Origin of the sequence: Acinetobacter sp. Marseille-Q1618, from assembly GCF_902809855.1 — a bacterium.
Classification (GTDB): domain Bacteria; phylum Pseudomonadota; class Gammaproteobacteria; order Pseudomonadales; family Moraxellaceae; genus Acinetobacter.
Genome location: NZ_CADDWJ010000002.1, coordinates 927,401 through 949,333, shown reverse-complemented (window position 1 = coordinate 949,333; position 21,933 = coordinate 927,401). Strand labels below are relative to the sequence as shown.

Below are 21,933 nucleotides of genomic sequence, written 5' to 3'. Positions count from 1 at the left end.
ATAATCATACGTGTTTGTGCAAAAACTAACAAAATAAATTGATGTTGAACTGCTCATGTAATAAGATGAAAAAATCAATATGAATTAGATTTTTCAATTCATATCGATTTTTCAATCGTTTTATCAAGTTGTGCAATACAACTTATTTTTTTGTTTTTCTAACATATTTTTCGGCTTTCAAGATTTAAGTCATTGGATAGTTCTTTGCTTTCCTCAAATCCTTGAAAGATAAAATTCACTATAGGTTTCATCACCTATTCAAGACAATGGACATACGTGTGCTACCGATTATCATCTTGCTACCGTTAATACTCGGCACTACCCTTGTCTCATGGCTGAAGCGCTTTTCTCGTGGGCTAACAGCTTTAGGGGCAATAGGAGTCAGTTTAACCAGTTTCATCTTGTTACTGACTCAAGCAAAGCAAGTCTTTCAGGGTTCTGTGATTTCACAAAGTTGGCAATGGTTGCCGCAAGTAGGGATTGATTTAAGTTTCCGTCTTGATGCGCTCGGTTTGATTTTTGCGCTGCTGATCACTGGGATTGGCACACTGATTTATATTTATGCTTATTATTATTTAAGTCCTAAAAATTCTTTAAGTAAACTTTATTTTTTACTCATGCTGTTTATGGCAGCCATGTTGGGTATTTCATTATCAAATAACTTAATTATTTTATTGGTGTTTTGGGAGCTTACCAGTATTTCTTCATTTTTATTGGTTGGGTACTGGAGTAATTATGAAGCAGCGCAACGTGGTTCACGTATGGCGCTGACCATTACAGGCATGGGCGGTCTTGCCATGTTAGGTGGTTTTGTTCTGCTCGGTCAAGTTACACAAACCTATCAGATTGACCAAATTTTAACGATGACTGATACCGTTCAAAATAGTCATCTATTTGTTCCTATTTTATTGCTAATTTTGCTTGGCGCATTTACCAAAAGTGCGCAATTTCCCTTTCATTTTTGGTTGCCAAATGCCATGGCAGCACCTACTCCTGTTTCGGCTTATTTGCATTCTGCAACGATGGTCAAAGCAGGGATTTTCTTATTAGCTCGTTTATTACCGATCTTTGTTGGTTCGGCACTGTTTCATAATATCGTGACTAGCATTGGTTTATTTACTCTGTGTATGGCAGCATTTTTTGCCATTTTCAAAGAAGATTTAAAAGGTTTATTGGCTTACTCGACCATCAGCCATTTAGGTTTAATTGTTTGCTTGCTTGGAATCGGTTCACCGCTTGCAGTTGCCGCAGCTATTTTCCATATCATTAACCACGCAACATTTAAAGCTGCGTTATTCATGATCGCAGGCATTATTGACCATGAATCAGGTACTCGTGATTTAAGAAAGCTCAGTGGCTTGTGGCAGTTGTTACCTTTTACAGGCACATTGACCATGATTACCGCTGCCGCAATGGCAGGTGTACCTCTGACCAATGGTTTCTTGTCTAAAGAAATGTTCTTTACTGAACTTTTAGCCAATCTTTCTGGGGCTTATGTGGTATTGGCAGCCATCGTTGCAACCTTAGCAGGTTTATTTGCCGTCGCCTATTCAACACGTTTAGTACATGGCGTATTTTTTGATGGCGGTCTAGGCAAAGATGTTCCCAATAAAGATGCACATGAGCCTGCATTTGGTATGCGCGCACCTGCAACACTTTTAGCAATTTTATGTATTGCAGTGGGTTTATTACCTGCGTTATTGGTTGAAAATATTGTCAATGCTGGCACACGTGCTAGCACCCAAGCAACTGATTTTGCGGGGGTGCATTTAGCAATTTGGCATGGTTTTAATTTACCTTTACTGATGAGTGCGATCGCCTTAGTCGGTGGAGTGATTTTCTATTTTGCTTTGGCAAAAGGCAGTCGTATCCGTGAAATTGACCTTGATCCAAAACTTGGCCCACTACAAGGTGCTTTTATCTTTGAAAATTTCCTAAAGCATTTATTGCTTTATGCTCGAAAAATCAAACGTGTTACCGAAACAGGTTCGCTACAAACATATTTATTTTGGATTGTGGCATTTAGTATTGTTTCAGTTGCAACACCGATGCTAAATCAAGGCTTAAGCACAGGAACACGAGAGCTGACCCATGCACCATTTGTTGCAATTGTATTGTGGTTAGTGTTGTTCTCGGGTTGCTGGATGATGTTGTGGTTTCACCATGAGCGCATCAAAGCTGTTTTGATCAGTGGTGCAGTCGGTTTAGTGGTGACACTCGTCTTTGTCACGATGTCTGCACCTGATTTGGCTTTGACGCAGATCACAGTTGATGTCGTGACCACAGTGCTTTTATTAATGAGCTTATCGTTATTGCCACAGCTCACGCCTTATGAATCAAGCCGTACACGTCGTTGGCGAGATGCTATTTTAGCCATCGGTGGTGGTTTAGGAGTGGGTTGGATTGCGTGGTTACTTTTAACCCGTGACCATAATTCGATCTCTTGGTTCTTTGCACAACAATCGATTCCATTGGGCGGTGGTTCAAATATCGTCAATGTCATTTTGGTCGATTTCCGTGGTTTCGATACCTTCGGTGAAATAACAGTACTGGGCATCGCTGCGATTGGTGCATTGTGTTTGATGGATGGTATGCGTGCACACGGAACAACCATGACCCAAGGCTTAACTTTCCGCTTTAATCCTTCACCGTTAATGTTTCGTATGACTGCATCATGGGTATTGCCGCTGGCTTTGGTTGTAAGTCTATATATTTTTCTACGTGGACATAACTTACCAGGTGGTGGATTTATTGCAGGCTTGATTACTTCGATGGCATTGGTGATTCAATATATCGGTTTGGGGCAAGACAAAGCTGAGCAATTATTGCGCGCTAAGTCAGGTCGTTTATATGAAATCTGGATTGGTACAGGCTTAGTGATTGCAGGTTTAACAGGACTTGCCGCATGGCTTTGGGGACGTCCATTTCTCACCAGTGCGCATATTTATGTTGAAACCAGTATTTTCGGTAAATTCCATCTCGCTTCCGCAGCAGCATTTGACTTAGGGGTCTACATCTGTGTAGTAGGTGCAACAATGTTGCTTATCTCAGTTCTTGGCGACTCTCGACATTCAAGCATGTCTGGCCCTGTACCTAAGGAGTAAATCATGATCAGTTTAGAATTTTTACTCGCTTCTTCTATCGGTTTACTGGTCGCCACTGGTATTTATTTACTGTTACGTGCGCGTACCTTTCCTGTGGTTTTAGGTCTAGCCATGATTGGTTATGCTGTGAACTTATTTTTGTTTGCCATGGGCAGAGTACATATCAATGCACCTGCGGTTTTAACAGACCCATCAAAAATCACAGACCCTTTACCACAAGCTTTAGTTTTAACTGCAATTGTGATTGGTTTTGCCACGACTGCTTATATCGTGCAACTTGCTTTACGTAGTCGTTATGAATCAGGAACAGATCATGTGGACTCCAAAGATGAACCGAGTAACTTTGACCCACGTGAGGATACGCCATAATGAGTTTTCTTGATTTTTGGCTGTCTCATACTCCTATTTTCAGCATTTTAATTCCTGCATTTACAGGCTTTATCCTGATTTTATTAGGCAATCCTGGTTCTGGCTCTTTAGCCCATGATTGGCGACAACCTTGGCGACGCAGTATCAGTTTAATTTCTGCAGTGTTGGGTTTTGCCACCGCACTGTACTATCTCTATCAAGCAAATACTGGACAAATCTTTGTTTATCAGCTCAGTGAGTGGTCTGCGCCATTTGGGATTGTGTTGGTCTTAGACCGTTTATCCGCTTTAATGCTGGTGTTAACTTATGCACTTGCTACCCCACTCCTCTGGTTTGCAAGTAAGGAATGGGATGAGCGTGGACGTTATTTCCATGCCATGTCACATCTGTTACTTATGGGGGTGTGTGGGGCGTTCTTAACAGGCGATTTATTTAACTTATTCGTCTTTTTTGAAATTTTGCTCATGGCATCTTATGTCTTATTGTTACATGGGCAAGGGAAAGCACGTTTCCAACTTGGTATTCATTACGTCACCATTAACCTTTTGGCTTCAGCACTGTTTCTGATTGGTTTAGGCGTGATTTATGGCAGCGTGGGTAGCCTAAATATGGCAGATGTTGCTCGTATTATTCCAACACTGGAAAATGACCAACATACACTGGCTGTTGCAGGTGGTTTACTACTGTTTGTGGTCTTTGGTATCAAAGCAGCGATGTTGCCTGTCGGTTTTTGGTTGCCTAAAACCTATGCTGTTGCTGCAACACCTGTTGCCGCATTATTTACCATCATGACCAAAGTTGGAATTTATTCGATCTTAAGGGTAAATGGTACAGTTTTTCAGGATGCGTGGGCACAACAAATTTTCAGTAATTATTTACTGCCTATCGGACTGATTACCTCGTTATATGGTGCAATTGCAGCCATTGGTGCGGAACGCTTAAGACGCTTTGTTGGTTTTATGATTTTGTCTTCAGTGGGGACGATTCTCGTTGCAGTTTCATTGTTAAATGAAGCAGCATGGTCAGCAGGCTTATACTACATGGTACACAGTACCATCATTGCCGCTTCTTTTTATCTGCTTTGTGGCTGGATCACCTCACAACGCGGCTCATTCAAAGATCATTTGAAAGTTGCGCCTAAAATGAAGCAAGAAAAAGTGCTGTCTATTAGCTTCTTTATCATTGCACTGATGATGGCAGGCTTACCGCCTTTTAGTGGCTTTTTAGGTAAGGTATTTATTTTACAAGCGACTATGGATTCTGCTTATCAAATCTGGATTATTGTGATTATTCTTTTGGTAAGTTTATTCAGTATCATAGCTTTTACCCGTGTCGGTTTTATCTTGTTTTGGCGAGCAACCACACCTGAAAATAACCCCAAAGAAGAAGCCTTTGCAGCCTATCAACAATTACCTGAAAAAGCGCCAGCACGAAATGATAAAACCATTTATCTTTTATTGTTGGGTTTGATCTTGTATGTGGCATGTGCGCAGCCGATTGTGCACTATTTAGAGTTAACTGCAAAACAGCTAAAAGATGCAGAGTTATATCAACATAGCATCTTAAAAACGGATGAAAAAAATCAAGTTATTAGCGTACAGCCATTTGATCCGAATTATTTACCAGAAACCAAATATGGTGGCGAAAGCCCTGATGCCAATGCTCACGTTATACCGCATATCGTTTCACCGAATACATTAGAAGGTGAGCATATTTCTGAGTATAAAAAACGTCAAATTCAGCACCAAGCGCAAGAAGAAACACCACTTGGTGACAGCAAACTACAGCCAATGGAGCAATAAATGGAAAATAAAGTTTCATTCCTTGACCGTTGTTTTCCCCATCCTTTTGTTTCATTGGTGGTGGCTTTAAGTTGGCTCATGCTTGGACATAGTTTTGAGCTGTTTGATATTTTCTGTGCACTAGTTTTAGGGGTGATTATTCCTAAATTGGTACAGCCTTTTATTGTACGCACACCTAATATTCACTGGGTTTTAGCTACAAAACTGTTTTTCGTCGTACTGTGGGATATTATTATTTCTAATATTCGTGTAGCGAAACAGGTGCTTGGCCCAACCAAAAATCTGCATCCAAAATGGTACCGTGTGCCTTTAGACACAGATCATGAACATGTCAATACTTTGCTGGCGATGATCATTACCACAACGCCAGGCACAGTGACTGCAGGAATTGATCAAGAACGTGGTGATATTCTGGTTCATTCATTAAGCTCAGATGATCCTGATGCTGAAATCCATGATATTAAAACACGTTATGAAATGCCTTTAATTGCCATTTTCAATGCAAATCAAGGAGATAATTCATGACTATTTTGCCATTTGCGTTGGGAATTAGTTTATTGGCATTGACCATTTCCATGTTATTTTGTCTGTATCGCTTAATTATTGGGCCATCTATTGTTGATCGCTTGTTAGCCTTGGATACTTTATTTTTAAATGCAACCTGTTTGGTGGTACTTTTAGGTATTTACTGGGCAAGTACCAATTTATTTGAAGGTGCGTTATTGGTGGCGATGCTTGGTTTTGTTTCAACCGCAGCATTGGCACGCTATTTTACCATTGGTCATGTGATCGATTAGGAGCAAATGATGATGAATATGCAACTAATCATGGAAATTATCGTATCGTTCTTCTTAATTGTAGGCGCATTCTTCCTCTTGGTTGGAGGAATCGGTATGGTTAAATTACCCGACTTATTTATGCGACTGCATGCCCCGACCAAATCCAGTACTTTAGGATTAGGGAGTTTCTTATTGGCAGCGATGATTTATGCTGCTTTTCAAGGGCGTTTTGGTTTTGCGGAGTTATTGATTACCTTATTTGCTTTTATTACCGCACCCGTATCTGCAAATTTAATTGCGCAAGCAGCGATTCATTTACGCTTACGTTCAACTTCGGGGGACGTTCCTGAAGCGCTTGATCGCCCTCTACCTTGGCAACGTCAACGTAAAATCAAACAGTTTAAGGATGATGAGCTTTAACTCATTCCATCGAATTTTAAACTTTCAAACAAAAAAGCCAATGAACAACATTGGCTTTTTTTAAATCAATATTTATATCAAAATCTTAGCTGTACAAAGGTGGATGAACTTCTTCTTGGAAACTTTCCATATGATATTCATCTGCTAATTTTTCCTTCCAATATGCCACAATCTTGCTGTAATCAATCTCTGAAGGATGAAAATCTGCTTTGTAATAAGACAAATACTCAGGAATCAATGAAATCAACATTTTTGAAATCATATAAAATCCATATGCGTTTTGTGTCACTTTCGGCAAACTCTTACGCCAATCCTGCATAAACAAACGTGTTGCAGAATAGAAAGTTAAACTTGCAAAACCTGTTGTCACATTACGCATGACCACTCGACGCGTTTTATCATCATGATAAACAGATTGATAAACATCAAAAGCGACTGCACGATGTTCAATTTCTTCAATCGCATGCCACACCCAAAGTTTAATCGCATCTTCATCTAAGCTTTGCAACACTTCAGGATGACGTAAAATATAACCACCTAATAATGCAGTAAAATGCTCAAAAGCACAGGTCACGGCTAACTGTAGTTTCGGATGAACACTTTTGATAAATGCATCACGACGACCTAACCATGCTTGGAAACTATCTAGATTATAATCATCACGACGCCAAGCATCATTAAACTCGGCATGTGCTTTAGAGTGCATCGCCTCTTGTCCAATAAAAGCCGCAATTTCAGCTTGCAACTTTTCATCAGTGATTTTGTCACGTACATTACGCACGCTATGCACAAAAAACTGCTCACCAATCGGAAATGTTGAGGAAAGTGCAGTCAATAAATGCGACATCACTGGAGAGTTCGCAAAGAAATGTCTACGAATGTTTTTAGGGTTAAAGCTAGGCTTGCGTACTTTAATCCCAATCGCTTTTGGGCGGTTTAAATATGATTTTTCTTTCGCCACTTGTGCAACTGTCATCGGGATAATCCTACATTTGTTGGAATTTAAACCTATACTGACAGATCAATTAAAATTGTATATTGCCGAAATGATCACACAATTGACCAAAATGTTAATTTTGTCATTTCAGCCAATTTAGTATTATTTACTCTCTTAGAATTAAAAATATAAGCCATTGAAAATAAAAATCATTTATAAAATATTCAGGTGCAAATATTTTTACATTTTACCTGACCTTTTATCGTAAAAAACAAAACCCGCATTACTGCGGGTCTTGGAAATGGGTCTTTGGAATTTAAACGTTATCTTCCAATCAAACGTCAAGGTAATCCAAAATACCTTCTGCTGCTTGGCGGCCTTCCCAGATAGCAGTCACTACCAAGTCCGAGCCACGCACCATATCACCACCCGCAAAAATTTTCGGGTTTGAAGTCTGGAATTTATACTGTTGCTGTTCAGCAGCAATCACACGACCTGAACCATCAAGATTGATATTTGAAGTGGTAAACCAATCTGCTGGCGAAGTACGGAAACCAAAAGCCAGTAACACAGCATCAGCAGGCAAAATTTCCTCTGAACCCGGTACAGGCTCTGGACTACGACGACCACGACTATCAGGCTGACCGAGTTGGGTTGTGACAAATTTCACACCTGTGACTTTGCCGTTTTCACCCACGATCTCGATAGGTTGACGATTGAATTGGAACTCAACCCCTTCTTCACGCGCATTGGTTACTTCACGACGTGAACCCGGCATGTTCTCTTCATCACGGCGGTAAGCACAAACAACTGACTCAGCACCTTGACGGATTGAAGTACGGTTACAGTCCATCGCAGTATCACCACCACCCAGTACAATCACCTTTTTGCCTTCAACACTGATGTATTCTGATGGGTCTTTTTCCCAACCTTGACAACGGTTAACGTTAGCAATCAGGAAATCCAGTGCATCGACCACACCATCCAAATCTTCACCAGCAAAACCGCCTTTCATGTAGGTGTATGTTCCCATTCCCATGAATACAGCATCATAGTCTGCAAGTAGTTGATCAATGGTGATATCTGTACCAATTTCAGTATTTAAGCGGAACTCTACGCCCATTCCTGAGAAAATCTCACGGCGACGTTTCATTACATCTTTTTCCATTTTAAATTCTGGAATACCAAAAGTCAGCAGGCCACCGATTTCAGGACGTTTATCAAATACAACTGGCTTAACACCATTACGCACAAGGATATCTGCACAACCTAAGCCCGCAGGTCCTGCACCAATGATCGCTACTTTTCTGTTGGTCCATTTCACATGTGACATGTCTGGACGCCAACCTAAAGCAAAGGCCGTATCGTTGATATATTTTTCTGCATTACCAATCGTGACTGCACCAAAACCATCATTTAAGGTACATGCACCTTCACATAGGCGGTCTTGCGGACAAACACGACCACACACTTCTGGTAAAGTGTTGGTTTGATGGCAAAGTTCTGCTGCTTGGAAAATACGTCCTTCAGCGATCAATTTTAGCCAGTTTGGAATGTAATTATGTACTGGACATTTCCATTCACAATACGGATTACCACAACCTAAACAGCGATGTGTCTGATTTGCAGCCACTTCTGCAGTAAAAGGTTTATAAATTTCCACAAATTCTGCTTTGCGGACAGTTAGATCTTTTTTCTCTGGATCTTGGCGTGCTACATCCAGAAATTGAAAGTCATTGTTTAGGCGCTCTGCCATGTCTCTCTCCGTGGGTAGGCGCAGTGTTGATGCTGCACCTGCCTAGTTGTCTGCAGTCGTAGAATTATTGTGGATCAGCTTTGGTTGTTTTTAACAAAGTCTGCAAATTAGCAGCTTTTGGTTTCACAAGCCAGAATTTACGGCTATAGAAATCAAACTCATTGCGGATCTTATACGCCCAAGCACTGCCTGTTTCAGCAATATGTTCATCTAAAATACGAGTTAAGAATTCTTGATGTTCTTCCATCGCTTCAGTTGAAATACGATTTAATTCAATCAATTCATGATTGTAATGGTCAACAAAGTCATTATCCAAGTCAAGCACATAAGCGAAACCGCCTGTCATCCCTGCACCGAAGTTATGTCCGACTTTGCCTAGTACAGTCACGATACCGCCTGTCATGTATTCACAGCAGTGGTCACCTGCACCTTCAATTACCGCAAATGCGCCTGAGTTACGAACCGCAAAACGCTCACCCGCTGTACCCGCAGCAAATAATTTACCGCCTGTTGCACCATATAAGCAGGTATTACCGATGATTGCAGTTTCTTGTGTTTGGAATGGCGAACCTTTTGGTGGGAAGATCGACACACGACCACCTGCCATACCTTTACCGACATAGTCGTTGGCATCACCTTCAAGTTTGATATGCAAACCACCTGCATTCCATACACCTAAAGACTGACCTGCTGTACCTGTTAATTTGACTTTAACTGGGTGATTTTCCATGCTCAAATTGCCATAGCGTTTGGCAATTTCACCTGAAATACGCGCACCAATTGAACGGTCACAGTTACCAATTGTGAAACTATATTCACCACCTGTACCTGCTTCAATCGCTGGTAGCATTTCTTCTACCATTTTTTCAGCAAGAATACCTTTGTCAAACGGTGCATTGCCTTGTACTTGGCAATATTGTGCTTTGCCGTCTGCGGCTGGATGAGATTCTAATAATGCACTTAAATCAAGATGTGCATGTTTCTCAGTTTCGCCCGGTAAAACTTCAAGTAAATCTGTGCGACCAATCAAATCTTTTAAACTTGCCACACCCAATGCTGCTAACCATTCACGGGTTTCTTCCGCGATAAAATGGAAGAAGTTGATCAACATTTCAGGCTCACCGATGTAGTGCTCCTGACGTAAATGATCTTGTTGAGTTGCAACACCGGTTGCACAGTTATTTAAATGGCAAATACGCAGGTATTTACAACCCAAAGCAATCATTGGTGTAGAACCAAAACCAAAGCTTTCTGCACCTAAAATCGCTGCTTTAACGACATCTAAACCTGTTTTTAAACCGCCATCAGTTTGGACACGAACTTTACCACGTAGATCATTGACTCGAAGCGCTTGGTGGGCTTCTGAAAGACCCAACTCCCAAGGTGAGCCTGCATGGTGAATCGATGATAATGGAGATGCCGCTGTACCACCGTCATAACCCGAAATGGTAATGAAGTCCGCATAAGCTTTCGCAACACCCGCAGCAATTGTGCCCACGCCCGGCTCAGAAACCAATTTTACTGAAACCATCGCTTGAGGATTGACTTGTTTTAAGTCAAAGATCAATTGTGATAAATCTTCAATTGAATAAATATCATGATGCGGCGGTGGAGAAATCAAGGTTACGCCCGGAACAGAGTAACGTAAACGCGCAATTAAGCCATTCACTTTACCACCCGGTAACTGACCACCCTCACCCGGTTTTGCACCTTGTGCCACTTTAATTTGCAATACTTCAGCAGAAGTTAAATACGCAGGTGTTACACCAAAACGACCTGATGCAATTTGCTTAATTTTTGAGTTACGAATCGTACCATAACGTGCAGGATCCTCACCGCCCTCGCCTGAGTTTGAACGACCACCGATGGTATTCATAGCAATCGCAATCGCTTCATGTGCTTCAGGAGATAAAGCACCCAAAGACATTCCTGCTGAGTCAAAACGTGGCAGAATTTCTTCAACTGATTCAACCGCTTCCAAAGGAATAGAATTGTCTGTTTTTAATTTAAATAAATCACGAATAGTCGCAATCGGACGTTGATTCACAAGTTCTGCATATTCTTTAAAGTCAGCATAGTTACCTGAACGTACAGATTTATGCAAAGCATTGATCACGTCAGGGTTAAACGCATGATATTCTTTGTCAAATACGAATTTTAGCAAACCACCCTGATCGATTGGTTTACGTGATTTCCACGCAGTTTCAGCGAGTTTTTTCAAATCATTTTCAAGGTCAACAAATGTCGCACCTTTGATACGGCTTGGCACGCCTGTGAAGCATTTCGCAACCACTTCATCAGATAAACCGACTGCTTCAAATAACTGACCACCACGATAAGAAGCAACGGTTGAAATGCCCATTTTAGACAGGACTTTCAATAAACCTTTTTCAATGCCTTTACGGAAATTTGCTTGGGCATGGATTGGATCACCTAACAATTCGCCTTTGGCAATCAAATCATTAATCACATCATAAGCAAGGTAAGGGTAAATCGCAGTTGCACCAAAACCTAAGATCACCGCAAATTGGTGTGGGTCGCGTGCAAGCGCAGTTTCTACAATGATATTGGCATCTGTACGCAAGCCGACACTGATCAGATAATGATGGATCGCACCTGTCACCATTGCTGCATTGGCAGGTAAGAAACCTTCACGGATTTTCTTATCGGAAATCACCAATAAAGTTTTGCCATCACGAATGGCTTGTGCTGCCTCTTCACAAATACGTGTAATTGCAGCTTCCAAGCCTTCATTTTCAGCATAGTTCAAATCAATGTCTGCAATTTCGTAACCTTTACGACCAAGAGTACGAATTTGGTGCATTTTTGAATTTGACAATACAGGGCTTGAAATAATCAAACGGTCTGCATGTTCAGGGCCTTGCTCAAAGACATTTTGCTCACGACCTAAACAAGTTTCCAATGACATTACGATTGATTCGCGTAATGGATCGATTGGTGGATTGGTTACCTGAGCAAACTGCTGACGGAAATAATCAGTGACATGACGTACTTGACGAGACAATACTGCCATAGGTGTATCATCACCCATTGAGCCAACGGCTTCCTGACCGCTTTCAGCGATTGGACGAAGTAATTGATCACGTTCCTCAAAGGTCACCATGAACATTTTTTGTGCCGCTTTTAAAGCATCGCCTTTTAAGCCTTGGTCACATAAATATTCTTCTAACTCTGGGCTACCTTGTACACGTACAGAGTTTTCACGCAACCATTCACGATATGGACGCATTTTTTTCAGATGATTGCTGACGTCTTTGGTATCCAGCATTTTGCCTGTAAAAGTATCAACAACTAAAATTTGACCTGGTCCCACACGACCTTTAGACACCACATCTTCAGGCTCATAACCCCATACACCAATTTCTGATGCAAGTGTGATATAGCCATTTTTAGTAATCACCCAACGTGCAGGACGTAAGCCATTACGATCCAGCATACAGATTGCATGACGACCATCCTGAATCACAAGACCCGCTGGACCATCCCAAGCTTCCATATGTTTTGAGTTAAACTCATAAAACGCACGTAAGTCAGCATCCAAAGTTTCTACGTTTTGCCAAGCAGGCGGCACTAACATACGCAGCGCACGGAACAAGTCCATGCCCCCACCAACTAAGATTTCAAGCATATTATCCATACTTGAAGAGTCTGAGCCTGTACGGTTAACGATTGGATTAAGCTCTGTCAAACCTGGTAATAATGGATTTTCAAATTTTGGCGTACGCGCTGCTGCCCAATTACGGTTGGCAGTGATGGTATTGATTTCACCATTGTGTGCCAAATAACGGAATGGCTGTGCCAATGGCCAACGTGGTAAGGTATTGGTCGAGAAACGTTGATGGAATACCACAATATGTGAATCCAAACGTTCATCTGCAAGGTCTGTATAGAAGTCTGCAATATATGCAGGCATCATCAAACCTTTATAACTGATCACTGTTGAACATAAAGTAGTCACATAAAAATATGGATCATTACTAATTTGCTGTTCAGCACGACGACGTGCCATAAATAACTTACGGTTGAATTCAACTTCATTTACGCCCATTGGGCAGTTCACGAAAATTTGCTCAAATGCAGGTAAAGACTGCATCGCAATTGAACCTAAGGCATCATTATTGGTTGGAACAACACGCCAACCGATGACACGACAACCTTCTTCTTCGATTTCTTTGGTTAATACTTGTTTTGCGTGTGCAGCAAGTGCTGGATCTAAATTTAAAAATACTGTGCCTACAGCAAAGATTTCCGTTAGGGTAATGTCGCTGATTTTTTTTGCTTCTTCACGGAAGAATGCTTTTGGCATAGCCAATAACAAACCGCATCCATCGCCAGTCTTACCATCTGCAGCAATACCACCACGATGCGTCATACAACTTAAACTATGAATTGCGGTCTTAACTAAGTCATGACTTGCATCACCCTGCATATGGGCGATCAAACCGAAACCACAGTTATCTTTAAACTCATCAGGTTGGTATAAACCTTGAGCGGGAGCTACAGTATTAGGCGATGGCATGTGCATAGCGTACCCTTCTTTTAACAGAGGCCCATCAGGGCAAATTTCTAATATCTAAAACCAGTGAGAGTATTGGCTAATCATTAGTCATACACTTTCGGTTATTACTACGTCCAGTCTGTTTTAAATTTAATTGCAAAGCGTTTCTATGATATGACTTTTGCACTTATTTAAAGCAATACAACTGGTTTATATCAAACACTAATTCAACTCTTTTGCGCCAAAACAGGGACAATTCACTCAATTAGCGCACCAATAAAGCAATAAATATGCCAAAACTTATTTCATTCACTAAATAAAGTAAATCTTATAAAAATAAAGCATCTTTAAAAAATTCTTTTTAAATCGGTTTATACAATATCGCACCAATGCTGTGCAAATATTTTTATTTCACTTCAATTTCGCTCTATTTTAGTACCATTTAGTTAAATGGGTCACTAATTTCATTATTACTCGGTTTTCTTTCTGTCGTTGGTGTTGGATTCGTGGTAGCAGGTGCTGTTGTTGTATTGGTCGTTGGTGCTTTTGTGGTTGCAGGACGTTTTGGTTCTGTTGTTGTACCACCTGACGCTACTGGAGTGGTCGCAGTCGAAGAACTTGGTTGAGTTATGGTTTGTGGTTGTTGCACCACTGGTTTAGGCTGTACAAGTAGTGTTTCATCTATAATAGGCAAAGCTGCTGGTTTTAAATTAATCCCATAAAGCTTATTGCCACCTAGCATTTCTTCTGAACCTAAGTCATTCACTAAACTTGCATATTTCTCTAAGTGAATCACTTGAGGTTGAATGGTATTTGGTAATTTTAATGTATTCAGTTGTTGTAACGCAGCTTTCGCAAGATCGGCATTTTTATAAACACCATAAGCCATCACATATTGCTCTGCTTGATCTTCTTCACTTAAACGGAAATAAATCAAATTCTTACGGTCTGCTTGTTTGACTAAAAAACCACGAATTACGTCTTCATTCGATGATTTGAATAATTCAACAATATAGTTTTTCTTATTTTCTTCAAAAAATTTAGTGCCTCGAAATTCAGGCTCATGATTACCTGATGCAACCACACGTGTTGTCATTTCAAGCGGTCGGACTTCATCCATTAATGCACCAAGATGGGTCGTTGCTGCCACTTTTTCAGGCTGAATCTGTACTTGAGTTTCTTCAATAGGATTACTGACCTCAACCAACTCTTTGGTGTCTGTCATTGCCCAAAAAATGACTGCTGCAAGAAAGCACAGCAATCCTAGAATTAACCAAATATATTGTTGAATATTTTGCCAATTTGAACGAATTGCTGCCATTACTTTAACCTTTTACGCTTGGTTAGCAAGAATTGCTTGTTTCATCAATTCCACATCGAAATCTTTAGTAATTACCGCTTGCCCAAGTTGCTTCATCAACACCAAACGCAACTGACCATTCAGCACTTTTTTGTCATGAGACATATATGCTAAAAACTCATCAAGTGGAATTTGAGGACATACTATAGGTAATTTTGCACGTTGTATGATTTTTTTTGTACGTTCTAAATCATCCAGCGAAATCCACCCCATACGCTGTGATAAATCAGCAGCCATCACCATACCTGTTGCGACCGCTTCCCCATGCAACCATTCCCCATAACCTAAATATGACTCAATCGCATGACCAAAAGTATGACCTAGATTCAATAATGCACGCTCGCCTTGTTCTTTTTCATCATTGGCCACAATACGTGCTTTATGCGCACATGAGCGATAAACTGCTTCTGCCAATAATGTAGCATTTTGCGCAAGTAAAGCCTCCATATGCTGTTCAAGCCATAGTAGAAACTCTGCATCACCTAACAAGGCATACTTAATTACTTCCGCTAAACCTGCTGATAACTCACGCGGAGCTAAAGTACGCAGTTGTGCCATATCTGCTAAAACGACTTGCGGTTGCTGAAAAGCCCCGATCATATTTTTTCCAAGCGGATGATTAATCCCTGTTTTACCGCCCACACTCGAATCAACTTGTGACAATAATGTGGTTGGCACTTGGATAAAATAGACACCGCGTTGGAAACATGCGGAAGCAAAGCCCGCCATATCCCCGATGACACCACCACCCAATGCCAACACAGTTGCATCGCGGTTAAATCCATTTTCCAGCAAAGCATCAAAAATTAAATTTAAGTGTTCAATATTTTTGTACTTTTCACCATCTGGTAAAATACACGTCGCAACTTTTTTACCTAATTTTTCAATTGACTCAACATAATACTGCAAATACAAAGCCTGTACAGTTGTATTGGTTACCAACATCACTTGCTGTCCTTTAATATAAGGTGCGAGTAATTCTTGAGGTTTTAAATAACTCCCAATAAAAATAGGATAACGACGATCACCAAGTTCAACATGTAAAGTTTGCATGAATACCTATACCTAACCAGCAGTATTAAATAATTTCTTTAGACATAATCAATTGTAAAATGCGTTGCGCTAAATCTCGTGCTGCACCTTGATTGGTTTCAATAATATAATGTGCAACTTCACGATATAAAGGGTCGCGAATATTTAGAAGATCTCTTAATTTTTGCTCAGGATTTTCAACTTGCAATAGAGGACGGTTTTTATCTCGATATGTGCGTTGTAATTGAAGTTCAACAGGGGTATATAAATAAATAACAATTCCACGTTGCTTTAAATATTCTCGATTTACTGCTTGTGTGACTGCACCACCACCTGTAGCAAGTACCAAATTTTTCTTAGTGGTTAACTCATTAATAACAACGGATTCACGGGTACGAAATCCTTGCTCACCTTCTTTTTCAAAGATCCAAGGAATCGTTGCACCTGTTTTACGCTCAATCTCATGATCACTGTCTAAAAATTCACGACCTAACAGATCAGCTAAATGTCGACCAACAGTGGTTTTTCCTGCTCCCATGGGCCCTACCAAATATAAATTTGGTAGGGAATCAAACTCTTTGCTTGGCAAGGAGTCACCTATTGAATTGCTTTCATTAAAAGTATATTAATGATTTCTCGCACTGCTGTCATTAATAATTCGAGGTGTTACAAAGATTAACAGCTCTCGTTTATTTTCAACTTTGGCATCATTACGGAATAAACGCCCGATATATGGCAAATCACCAAAGAATGGAACTTTGGTTGTTGTATTTTGGGTTTCTTGCTCAAAAATACCACCAAGTACCACAGTTTCACCATTATCAACCAAGACATTGGTATTGATTTCGTTTTTATTCAAAATCACTTCACCATTGGGTGCAGTATCCCCGCGAGAGTCGCTACTAATATTCAATTGCATTTGTACTTTACCATCAGGTGTGATGCTTGGTGTTACATCCAAACTTAACAATGCATCTTTAAATTCAGTAGTTGCTGTTGAACCAGCTGCAGAGTTTGTGGTAGTGGTATAGGGAATCTGTTGACCTGAAGATACTTTGGCTTTTTGTTTATCTGCAGTCATCACTTTTGGTGTCGAAATTACCTCACCATAACCATCTGCTTGTAATGCAGATAACTCAAGGTCTAACATAAAATCAGATAAACTGATGAGACCAAAAGCGATTTTACCTGCAGCATTGGCCACACCTAAGTCAACGTTTAGGTTATCTGGACGAGTAACGGTAATTTTTCCATCATCATCAGGGGTTTTTAAATCCCAAAGCGATTGGTCACTCCCACCAACCAACAAATCATTATTACGAGGTACGCCTTGCGATAAAATCCCCCATTTTACGCCCATTTCTTTAGAAAAACCTGTGGAAGCTCGAACAATACGTGCCTCAATCATGACTTGCTTGACTGAAACATCGAGTAAATCCACCATTTTTCGAACTTTATCAATATTCTTTGCAGTATCGTTAACAATTAAAGTATTGGTTCGAATATCAGCCACTGCACTACCACGTGAGCTGAGTAAGCTTTCTAGAGCCAGTGAATCTGTGTTGGCAGTTCTATTACCTTCGGCACCTTTTGCATCTCGGGAATCTTCCAAAAGCTTCAATACATCAGCCACTTTGGCATAACTTAACTGGATGTACTCCGTTTGAATTGGTGCAAGTTTAACGCTTTGCGCAATCGCTTTGGCTTCATCTTCTTCAGATTTAATCAACTCTGGAACGGGTGCTATCCAGATCACATCACCATTACGACGTTTATCCAAATTTTTCGTTTTAAGAATAATATCCAGTGCCTGATCCCAAGGAACATCTTTTAAACGTAAGGTAATATTGCCTTGTACCGAATCGGCAGCAACCATATTTACTCCAGTAAAATCAGCCAATAACTGTAATACTCGGCGCACTTCAATATCTTGGAAATCTAGTGAGATTTTTTTGCCCGTATAAGATTGACTTGATGCAGGTTTATTTGGACGAGTATCTTCTGGGCGTTTTAAACTAATCGTTAACTTATCTTCAGCTTGATAAGCCATGTATTCATAGCTACCTGTAGACTGAATGGTAATCACACCGTTATTGCCATCATTATGCGCATCAATCGTTGCAACTGGTGTAGCAAAATCATTGACATTTAAACGACGAATAAGATGTGTTGGAATTTTATTACCCAATACACGCACCACAACTTTACTGCCTTGTTGTTGTACATCCACAGGAGTGTTCACACCTGCTAGATTAATACTCACCTGACCTTCACCTTTGCTGCCACGCTGGAAGCCAATATCTGCTACACCTTGAGCAGGTTTAGCAACCGTAGTTGGTCCTAAGTTTTCAAGGCTACCATTTTGGTTTGCATTATTTATTTTTAAAATAAATGTATTGCCTTCTACGCGAGTAGTAAAAGCACCACTATTATTTAAATTTACCGTCAAGCGTGAGCGCTGTGCATCCGAAGCGACATTGATTGAAGACGCTTCTGAGCTTGACACTGGAATTGAGGTTTGTGTTAGACCTAGTTTTGTATCGTTAAAATCCAGCACCAAACGAGAAGGCGATTCTAATTGATACGCTTGTGGTTGTGGAGGTAAACCATTGAACATGACACGCACCTCAGTACCTTGTCCTGCTAATTGCATTGGTACCACATTGGTCATTGTCACTTGTGCAGCTGCGGCTTGCATCACCGCAATCGATACTGCCGCCATTGAAAATTGACGTAAATAAGTGTTCATAAAGATGCCGTCCCCACCCCAAAAGTTTTTAATGCTCTTTTTCATTTTTATTCCTTCATTCATTCTCAATCTAATTGACCGATCAATACTAGACTTCGTGGTCTTTCGATATACCCGTCTCGTCCATCTGGTACGATCTCTAAAAGATCAATTCGAGTTGGAGTGATTGAAATAATCCGCCCTTGATTCATCCCCAAATAGTTGCCTGTTTGCACACGCTCAACTTCTTTATCTGGCGTCTGAATCAGACCAACAATTTGCCCATTGTTTGATTTCATGCTGCCTTTAAAACTCAAAGTTTCAAGCGCATAATTTTCTAAAGGTTGTTGCTGTCTAGAGAAGTTTGGATAAACACGTTTCCCTGACATAATTCTCAACTCATTTGCCAATGAACTTGGTAAAAATGGGCTACGTAATTGCTGTGCTGAATAATTAAAACTTGGCACAGGATCAAATGTCGGTGCAGGTTCAATCGGTAAAGGCGGCTGACTACGGATTGTTGCCATTTCCTGATTGACTGCATCAATCCTTGAATCGCATCCGACCAGTAAAACAACAAGAGAGATTCCGCTCATTAATTTAAGTAAATTCATGCTTATCTTCTCCCCTTTTTACTAGTTGTTTGTGAAGAGTTATTTGAGCTTGAAGCTGTACCTGTAGCCACTGCATTGGTATTTTGTGAAGTATTTTCAGCTGTTGCTGTTTCTGCTGTTTCAACATCTGTACCGATATAACGGTAGGTTTTTGCGTTTAAAGTATAATTTACCAAAGGTACATCAGATTTGGCATCTTTTGGTGCTTCAGCTGTAATAGTAAAATCATGCAAAGTAACAATTCGTGGTAAAGCTGCAATTCCACTCACAAAACCACCAAATGAGTGATAATCCCCTGTTGCTTCTATTGAAATGGGTTGCTCAATAAAGAATTCTTGCTGTACTTCATTTTCTAGTTTGATATTTTTAAATTTCAAACCTGAACTTACACCAGTCACGTTAATGTCTTCAACCAAACCTGGAATTTCAGTTTCTTTTGGCAACTGTTCCAATTGTTGTGTAAAGTCCATTTGCATTTGTTGTAACTGTGCTTGATATTGCTGAAGATTTCTAAGTTTCGAATCTTTTTCCTTAAACTCATTCAGCAAAGTTTGCTCTTGTGCACGTGCTGAATCTATGGCATCCAGCTTTGGTTTAATGACAAGAAAATAACCGATTGCACCCACTACGAATAAGATAAATAACCAACAGGTAATCTTGACCGATATTGGCCAACTCCCATAGTTATTCATATCTAAGGTATTAAATTGCTGGAAGAATTTATCTACCGTCATTTTTTTCTTTGGTGGTGCATCTTTGACTGAATCTGCTTTTTCAAGATCTAGACGACTCATTTAGCACCCCCATTCGCTTGCGCTTGATCTGCCTCAGGTTTCGCTGCCTGTGCAATTTCCCCAATATCAACGCTCACAACAAAACTTCCATAAGACTCTTCAGCACGTGGTACCACTGAAGTTGCTGGTTTATTTTTATTTTCTTCTGCTGCCAAGAACGAATTCATGAACGCATTTCTATACCATTCTGATGCTTCTAAACCACGCAATAAATCTGCAACAGTGTTTGGACTCTCCGCTTTCCCTTCAATGGTAAATTTATCTCCAGTGCGGCTAAATTTAGTGATATACATTGCTGGCGGAACCACGCGTACCAACTCATCCACTAAACGTACAGTCACAGGTCGCTGACCTTGTAAACCTTGAATTAACTTCATACGTTCAATAATGGCATTACGCTGTTCTTGTAACCCATCTAGTGTTTTCAGTTGTGTGTCTAAATTTTGATTGGTACTTACAACCAACTGATTTGCTTGTTCTTGGTCTTCTAATCGTTGATTAAAATACATCCAAGCCAATAATACAATGATAAACCCCAATACAGCGATGCCAATACTAATCGCAACAAATTGTTTTTTTCGTTGTTCTCTTAGTTCTTCACGCCATGGGAGTAAATTAATCTTTGCCATTAATCAAAACTCCTCATTGCTAAGCCACACGCAATCATTAACGATGGTGCATCATTTTCTATTTTTTTCAGGTCGATTTGTGGTGAAAAGCCCATTTGTAAAAATGGATTTGCCACAGTCACACGATAACCTAGTTTTTGTTGTAATAATTTTGCAAGTCCTGGAATATTAGCATTTCCTCCTGCCAGCAAAATATGATCAATTTCATTAAACTGCGAAGAGGAGAAAAAGAATTGTAGGGAGCGAGCTGCTTGTTGAACGACAGCATCCAAGAATGGCATGAGGACTTCAGTTTCATAATCATCAGGCAAGGTCCGATCTTTTTTCGCACGACCCGCTTCTTCATAAGACAAACCATAACGGCTTTGTACATCCTGAGTGAGCTGTTTGCCACCAAAGACTTGTTCGCGCGTATAGATGATTTTGCCGTTTTGCATGACCGAAAGCGTGGTCATAGTATGACCGATATCTAAGATCCCTACCATATTGGCACCGATTGGTAGCGTATCTGAGAACACTTCAAAAGCACGTTCAATACAATAACTTTCTGTGTCAGCAACTTTTGCGGTCAAACCTGTCATCTCAAGCACTTCAACCCGTGAATCTACATTCTCGGTTCGCGTTGCGACAAGTACAACATTGACTCGATTTGGATTAGGCAGTTTGTCAGGTAAAACTTCAAAATCTAGACTCACCTCATCCAATGGAAATGGAATATATTGCTCTGCATCCATACGAATTTGAACTTCACGTTCCTCATCGTTCATGTCTGCATCCATCTCGATGACTTTTTGAATCACCATAGAGTTGGTTACTGCAACAGCCGCATTCATAGATTGGGGATTAGCAATATTAATCGCACGCTCTAAAGCATCCGATACTGCTTCTGGGTTGAGAATATTCTTCTCTACCACACTTCCGTCTAACAATGGACTTAATCCATAGCTTTCCACCCAATAACGACCGTTTTTAACAGAGAGTTCTAATATCTTTACAGAGGTCGAACTAATATCTACCCCTATAAGCCCCTTAGCTTGCTTACGACTGATTCTAAGCACGATTAAATTCCTATTATTTTTATCCCCAAAAA

The 21,933-nt window shown here is 40.4% G+C and carries 17 protein-coding genes; 6 read left to right on the top strand and 11 right to left on the bottom strand.

Translation table 11 applies throughout. The features are described 5' to 3' along the window. Positions 1-266 precede the first annotated feature (266 nt). From HUS24_RS11645 to HUS24_RS11620, 6 genes are read left to right on the top strand one after another with little or no spacing between them, the layout of a single operon-like run. Entirely contained in the window at positions 267-3,104 is a 2,838-nt protein-coding gene (locus HUS24_RS11645; RefSeq protein WP_173912164.1) for a monovalent cation/H+ antiporter subunit A, read from the top strand. A gap of 3 nt (positions 3,105-3,107) precedes the next feature. After that, on the top strand, positions 3,108-3,473 hold the full coding sequence (locus HUS24_RS11640) for a Na+/H+ antiporter subunit C (protein WP_173912163.1): 366 nt from the start codon (positions 3,108-3,110) through the stop codon (positions 3,471-3,473). Continuing rightward, complete coding sequence (locus HUS24_RS11635) at positions 3,470-5,275, top strand: monovalent cation/H+ antiporter subunit D (protein WP_173912557.1); 1,806 nt, start codon at positions 3,470-3,472, stop codon at positions 5,273-5,275. Before HUS24_RS11640 ends, HUS24_RS11635 begins: the two co-directional genes overlap by 4 nt. After that, a complete protein-coding gene (locus HUS24_RS11630; protein WP_173912162.1) occupies positions 5,276-5,800 on the top strand; it encodes a Na+/H+ antiporter subunit E in 525 nt (174 codons plus the stop codon). Then, complete coding sequence (locus tag HUS24_RS11625; protein WP_173912161.1) at positions 5,797-6,072, top strand: monovalent cation/H+ antiporter subunit F; 276 nt, start codon at positions 5,797-5,799, stop codon at positions 6,070-6,072. Before HUS24_RS11630 ends, HUS24_RS11625 begins: the two co-directional genes overlap by 4 nt. Positions 6,073-6,090: 18 nt before the next feature. Then, positions 6,091-6,474, top strand: a complete 384-nt coding sequence (locus HUS24_RS11620; protein WP_173912556.1) for a Na+/H+ antiporter subunit G — start codon at positions 6,091-6,093, stop codon at positions 6,472-6,474. Positions 6,475-6,559: 85 nt separating this feature from the next. On the opposite strand, the gene HUS24_RS11615 is transcribed toward HUS24_RS11620, so the two are convergent. The 11 genes from HUS24_RS11615 to HUS24_RS11565 form a co-directional block, all read right to left on the bottom strand. After that, positions 6,560-7,450 (bottom strand): metal-dependent hydrolase, encoded by an 891-nt coding sequence (locus HUS24_RS11615; protein WP_173912160.1) that lies wholly within the window; start codon positions 7,448-7,450, stop codon positions 6,560-6,562. 295 nt (positions 7,451-7,745) lie between these two features. Continuing rightward, positions 7,746-9,167 (bottom strand): FAD-dependent oxidoreductase, encoded by a 1,422-nt coding sequence (locus tag HUS24_RS11610; protein ID WP_173912159.1) that lies wholly within the window; start codon positions 9,165-9,167, stop codon positions 7,746-7,748. Between the two features lie 64 nt (positions 9,168-9,231). Further along, positions 9,232-13,707, bottom strand: a complete 4,476-nt coding sequence (gltB, locus tag HUS24_RS11605) for a glutamate synthase large subunit (RefSeq protein ID WP_173912158.1) — start codon at positions 13,705-13,707, stop codon at positions 9,232-9,234. A 421-nt stretch (positions 13,708-14,128) separates the two neighbouring features. Next, on the bottom strand, positions 14,129-15,007 hold the full coding sequence (locus tag HUS24_RS11600) for a hypothetical protein (protein WP_173912157.1): 879 nt from the start codon (positions 15,005-15,007) through the stop codon (positions 14,129-14,131). 12 nt (positions 15,008-15,019) lie between these two features. Next, positions 15,020-16,099, bottom strand: coding sequence for a 3-dehydroquinate synthase (aroB, locus tag HUS24_RS11595; RefSeq protein ID WP_173912156.1), 1,080 nt, complete (start codon positions 16,097-16,099; stop codon positions 15,020-15,022). A gap of 25 nt (positions 16,100-16,124) precedes the next feature. After that, complete coding sequence (gene aroK / locus HUS24_RS11590; protein ID WP_173912155.1) at positions 16,125-16,667, bottom strand: shikimate kinase AroK; 543 nt, start codon at positions 16,665-16,667, stop codon at positions 16,125-16,127. Positions 16,668-16,703: 36 nt separating this feature from the next. Beyond that, on the bottom strand, positions 16,704-18,872 hold the full coding sequence (gene pilQ, locus HUS24_RS11585; protein WP_173912154.1) for a type IV pilus secretin PilQ: 2,169 nt from the start codon (positions 18,870-18,872) through the stop codon (positions 16,704-16,706). 20 nt (positions 18,873-18,892) lie between these two features. Continuing rightward, entirely contained in the window at positions 18,893-19,420 is a 528-nt protein-coding gene (locus tag HUS24_RS11580) for a pilus assembly protein PilP (protein WP_173912153.1), read from the bottom strand. A 2-nt stretch (positions 19,421-19,422) separates the two neighbouring features. Beyond that, on the bottom strand, positions 19,423-20,214 hold the full coding sequence (locus tag HUS24_RS11575) for a type 4a pilus biogenesis protein PilO (protein ID WP_173912152.1): 792 nt from the start codon (positions 20,212-20,214) through the stop codon (positions 19,423-19,425). Beyond that, positions 20,211-20,843 (bottom strand): PilN domain-containing protein, encoded by a 633-nt coding sequence (locus HUS24_RS11570; RefSeq protein ID WP_173912151.1) that lies wholly within the window; start codon positions 20,841-20,843, stop codon positions 20,211-20,213. The genes HUS24_RS11575 and HUS24_RS11570 overlap by 4 nt, the downstream gene beginning before the upstream one ends. After that, complete coding sequence (locus tag HUS24_RS11565; protein ID WP_173912150.1) at positions 20,843-21,901, bottom strand: pilus assembly protein PilM; 1,059 nt, start codon at positions 21,899-21,901, stop codon at positions 20,843-20,845. The genes HUS24_RS11570 and HUS24_RS11565 overlap by 1 nt, the downstream gene beginning before the upstream one ends. Between the last annotated feature and the right edge of the window lie 32 nt (positions 21,902-21,933).